The sequence below is a fragment of the Soehngenia sp. genome, assembly GCF_055108775.1.
The window spans coordinates 1-5,272 of the sequence record NZ_JBSQIL010000092.1; the positions used below are offsets into that span (position 1 = coordinate 1).

At 32.7% G+C, this 5,272-nt stretch carries 3 protein-coding genes; all 3 read left to right on the forward strand.

From position 1 onward, the window contains the following. Positions 1-406: sunset domain-containing protein (locus tag ACTB1H_RS08985; RefSeq protein WP_463262510.1), on the forward strand; the 406-nt coding region annotated here is incomplete at its 5' end. An 824-nt stretch (positions 407-1,230) separates the two neighbouring features. Further along, entirely contained in the window at positions 1,231-2,241 is a 1,011-nt protein-coding gene (locus ACTB1H_RS08990) for an AAA family ATPase (RefSeq protein WP_132776554.1), read from the forward strand. Continuing rightward, entirely contained in the window at positions 2,241-4,658 is a 2,418-nt protein-coding gene (locus tag ACTB1H_RS08995) for a S8 family peptidase (RefSeq protein WP_463262511.1), read from the forward strand. Before ACTB1H_RS08990 ends, ACTB1H_RS08995 begins: the two co-directional genes overlap by 1 nt. Positions 4,659-5,272 lie beyond the last annotated feature (614 nt).

The window sequence follows — 5,272 nt, forward strand, 5'->3', positions numbered from 1 at the left end:
TCATAAAGAGACAATGGAAAAGCTGAAATCGCTGGGGATAACAGTATACAGAACAGATGAATGCGGTACTATTGTTGCAGTAAGCGACGGCAAAACAATATCATTTAACGTCAAGCCGGGAGATTACACAGCTGGCAGCAGTGGAAACAGCAGTACATCAAGTGCATCTTCATCAAAAACTTCCACCAATAATTTAAATCAAAGCTTACCATACGGTTATTACGGAGAACCGGGCAAGGTATATGTGGATTCCAATGGGAATGGCTTAATTAAAGGTAACATTAACAGCAAAGGAGAAAAAATATACCACATTCCCGGAGATCCATGGTACGACAGAACAAAAGCGGAAGTGTGGTTTAAGACAGAAGCAGAGGCACAGTCAGCAGGATTTAGACCACCTAAGTAAAACATAATTCGATATGAAAATCAGAAAATTAATAGAAACATAGGTACGACTTCATGCTTTTTATGGTAAGGACTACGGTTGTCCTAAATACTGCCTACTGGAAACGGGGCTACCCGAAAAGCGGACTATAAATGGCTCAGCTGTCTGAACTTGTACAGGTTTGCACAGTTTAGATGACCATGGAAATATGGCAACGGGATTATAGATGCAATAAAAGAGATGGTGGAAAAATATCTTAGTTGCAAGATGAAATTGTTTATGCGAGACTACAGCGATTGGAACAGGTATTTTTAAGCATGTTGTTACACAGGAACAACTGTTTTGAACTTTCATAAAAAGGTGCTGAAGGCAGTTTATAATGAGAAAAGATGACATAGTAGCAGCATATGTGCATAATTCGATAAGTGAAAGAAAAAAAGGGGTTCATCAGCAAATATTAGCAAAAAAAGAGGACCGTCCTTATCGCAATATGCAGTAAAAAAGATGTGTAATTTACCTTGTCAGACCTTTAATTTGCAGATTTTTCGGAGTTGTGCAAGGTATGAAATGTGTGCATGATAACAGCTATGAACTGGATGGGTTGAAAGTTTTGAATTTAAAAGAGAAGTATTATAGACTTCCTAATTTTTTAGTTGAGGAGAGATTGTAACTTTGAAGTTCGATTTCATTTTTAAAATCCTACTTGGTTTATTTAAAATAGGTGTTATATAATATAAACAACACTAAAGGTACCAAATTATATACTAAACTGTGATACATGCATAAAATCGAGGATTGAATGTTAAATAAATATATAATAAAAGTTTGTAAAGGTGTGATTTAAAATGACTAATACTGATATACTAAAAAAATTATTTATTGCTTTTGCTAAAGATGACAAAGAAGAATTTTACCGTCTTGCTGAAGAGTATATTGAGCGAGAAAAAAAGAAAAAGCACAATATTGTAGCCAAAGAATTAAAAGAGGCTCTTTATTCCAGTAAAATTTCAACAAAAAGTATAGTAGGTAGAAATTATAAAAATAATATTCCAATTCCCAGGGATACTGAAAAGGGATTTCCTTTAGTTGAAATTAAAGAATACGAACTAGACTTAGATTCTTTAATCTTACCTGAAGAAACGTTTCAAATCTTAAACCAGATAATTAAAGAATTCAGAGATGCTGATATTTTGGCGACTTACAATTTGAAACCAAAAAATAAGATTCTTTTTTGTGGGCCACCAGGTACAGGGAAAACGTATTCTGCACAAGTTATTAGCTCAGTTTTAAATATTCCATTAATTTATGTAAGATTTGATTCAATTATTTCCTCATATTTAGGAGAAACTGCAGCTAACTTGAGAAAAGTATTTGATTTTATTGAAAATGGCACATGGGTGGTGTTATTTGACGAAGTAGACATCATAGGCAAGAACAGAGATGACCATTATGAACACGGAGAAATTAAACGGGTAGTTAATAATTTTTTGCAGATGTTAGATACGTTTGAAGGTAGTAGCCTTATCATTGCTGCCACAAATCACCAGCATATTCTTGACCCAGCAATATGGAGAAGATTTGATGAAATTGTGTATTTTGATCTACCAGGTGAAAGTGAAAGATTAAAATTATTTGAATTATATCTCAAACCGATCAAAAAAAATAAGATTGACCTACTTGAATATGCCAAAAAAACTGAGGGATTTTCACCATCAGATATAAAAATGGCTTGTATAGAAGCTATCAAGTATGCAATTTTGAATGATAAAGACCAGCTAACACCTACGGAACTTGATTATGCTTTATCAAGGTTTAAGGAGAGAATGAATATCAGAAATAGGGGGAGAAAGAAATAATGGCAAATTATGAACACTTACCCTTGCCAGAATTTCAAGGAGAGTTGAAAAGGAAAAAAGAGAGAAGATGGGTTTCTGTTATACCTCCTGAAAATAGAGATGTGATTGAATTTGCCAAGAAAAATATAAAAAATGCAGAGAATATAGTTAATTCGTTTAGGAAACTAAAGAGCAAATATAAAGACTATATAGATGTGAGTTTGATATGTAAAATAGAGATAAATCAAAGTGTAGATGTTAATTCATTTGACAGAGATTTTTTGGCTTCAATGGGAATGGAAGTACTTTACGTGAACGAAAATAAAAAAGGCTATTGGATTGTTTTTTCTTCAGATGAAGAGTTGAAAACTTTCCAAGAAAAATTAATAAAGTATGCAGAATCATGTCAATCAACGAGTGACCGCATTAGCTACAAGTTTTTTCATGCAATTGAAAGTATAGGGGATATACCACCAGAAGAGAAAATAGGTAGTTTACTTAAAAGAGAACCTTTAACAGATGAAACACCTACATACCTAAATTTAGAATTATGGAGAATGGAAGATAGTACATTAAGGTCATTCATTGATGGATTAAAAAAAAGATACAATAATCCTGAGCTATTCAAAATAACTGATGAATTCATTACTAATTCTTTTGCATTATTAAGGATAAAAACCACAAAAACTATTCTGGACGAAATTCTCCAATTCAAAGAAGTGGCGTGGGTGGACAGACCGCCTTATCCTTTGTTTAATCCATGTGAGTACACTACTATAGATATCTCAGATATAAAAGTAAATCCTCCTTCTGAAGATGCAGCTGGCATTTTAATAATTGATTCAGGTATAGTAGCTAATCATCCTATCTTAGGTTGGGCGGTTGGAGATGAAAAGAATTATCAAAATGTTGAAAAAGAAGTCCAGGATACTGTAGGACACGGTACAGCTGTTGCTGGTTTGGCTGCTTTTGGAGACATCGAAAAATGTTTAGAAAACAGAGAATTTAACGCTTCAAACTGGATATTTTCTGCAAAGATTATGTATAAAGACGTTCAAATGCCAAAACATGCTTCTTATGACCCTGAGAAGTTACTGGAACATCAATTATATGAAATAGTTAAGGATTTTTTAGATAATCCTTCATATCGGATAAAGGTTGTAAACTTTTCTTTAGGAAATCTTGAAGAAGTTTGGGGACTGACAAGCTACAGACAATTTCCACTTGCCTCATTGATAGATGAAATAGCATTAGCGTATCCTGAAATTGTTTTTATAGTGTCAGCTGGTAATGCAAATCCACGTGACCATTTTGAAAGTTTATCTGACATTCTAGAAAACTATCCTGATTACTTGGTACAAAATCCATATTTTAAAATTATCAATCCAGCGACTTCTGCCTTATCCCTCACTGTAGGGTCAATTGCTCCTAAAGAAAGGCTAACAAAAAATACCTTTGTGGTAAAAGATCTCTGGTTTCCAGTTGCTCAATTTAATCAACCATCACCTTTTAGTAGAACTGGATATGGTATTAATGGAATGATTAAGCCAGAGGTAATAGAATACGGAGGTAACCTGATTTTAAGAGAATCGTACAATAGGATAAATGAAAATCATCTTGCCCAAAAAATTGCAGTTTTTTCCAATACTCCTTTTGATGAAGGTAAATTTATAAGGTTTGATTTTGGGACAAGTTTTGCAGCACCTAAAGTTGCAAACATAGCTGAGAAGATTGCCAACATCTATCCAGAAGCTTCAGCTAATTTTATTAAAAACTTAATTCTTTTATCAGCAGATTATCCTGATAGGTCCGTCTTAACTGAAAAGTTTAATGAAGAGACTATTTATCAAACAATGGGATATGGATTGCCAAGCTTTGAAAAGGCAATATATTCAAGCGAGAAGAGAGTGGTTTTGCTGAATGAAGGAAAGATAGGACTCAATAAATTTAAGATTTTCTCATTAGATATTCCTGAGGAATTTTTTGAAACAAAAGGCGAAAAAAAGATAACAGTAGTTCTAACCTATAATCCCTTAGTAAACAGAAAAAGGGGCGACAGCTATCTTGGGAATCAATTAAAATTCAAAGTATATCATTCAGTGGAACCAGCTGAATTAGCCAAAATATTTGCTGAAATTGACTTAGAGCAAGCTGACGATGAAATAGAAATAGGAGAGATAAAAAAATATGAAATAGAGATGGAGCCCAAAATTAGGAGAAGGTCTGTCAGTTGTCATCAAAAAGCATGGAGGGAATATAAAAGACGACCTAAAGGATTTTCTTCTCCTCTTTCGATAGTATTGTTTAACCTTAATAAATGGATAAAAGATGAGAACTATTTACAAGATTATTGCATTTCACTTACTTTAGAGCACAAAGAAGAAACAGAACTTTACAACTTGGTAAAAAATAAATTGAGGCAGCGAATAAGGATTTAGAATTTTATTCCAAAATAATTATTATTTACAATTTTTAGAGATTGTAAATAATATTTATAACACCTCTTGCCAAAAGTTCATCAATGAGGTGATTATATGAAGTGTCTATTTTTGTATTTCAGAGTGCCCAATTCCAATATGCAACATATACCAATTTTTGCTTTGTAATATTATGATATACTCTAAAATAATATTAATAATGGTTTCCATTAGTGTATAAAGTAGATGGTTATAAAAAGTATTGTTTTAGGGATTTGCTTTTAATCTCCTTTTTATAGAAAATAGAAATTTAAGTGTGGCAGATGCTGATGAGTTAACTGTGATAAAAAAGTAAGCCACAGGTTGAAAAGAAACTGCTGCTTATCTGTGGCTTTTTGTTTTTGACTCTTTGCCAATAGTTAGAGTGGACATTTTTCTGAATGCCTGCCTCTAATTTTATTGCTCCTTATATTAATAGAGGCATTTAGAATAAGTGCTCTATTTTTTAACGGTATATTCTTTTATCTACCCCAACATTTATTGTAGAACGAAAAACTAATATAATCGTATTCAAAAGACAAACTTAAAACATCGAAAGTTAGCTCTGTTTCTTTAATTATGCACATAAAAACGGT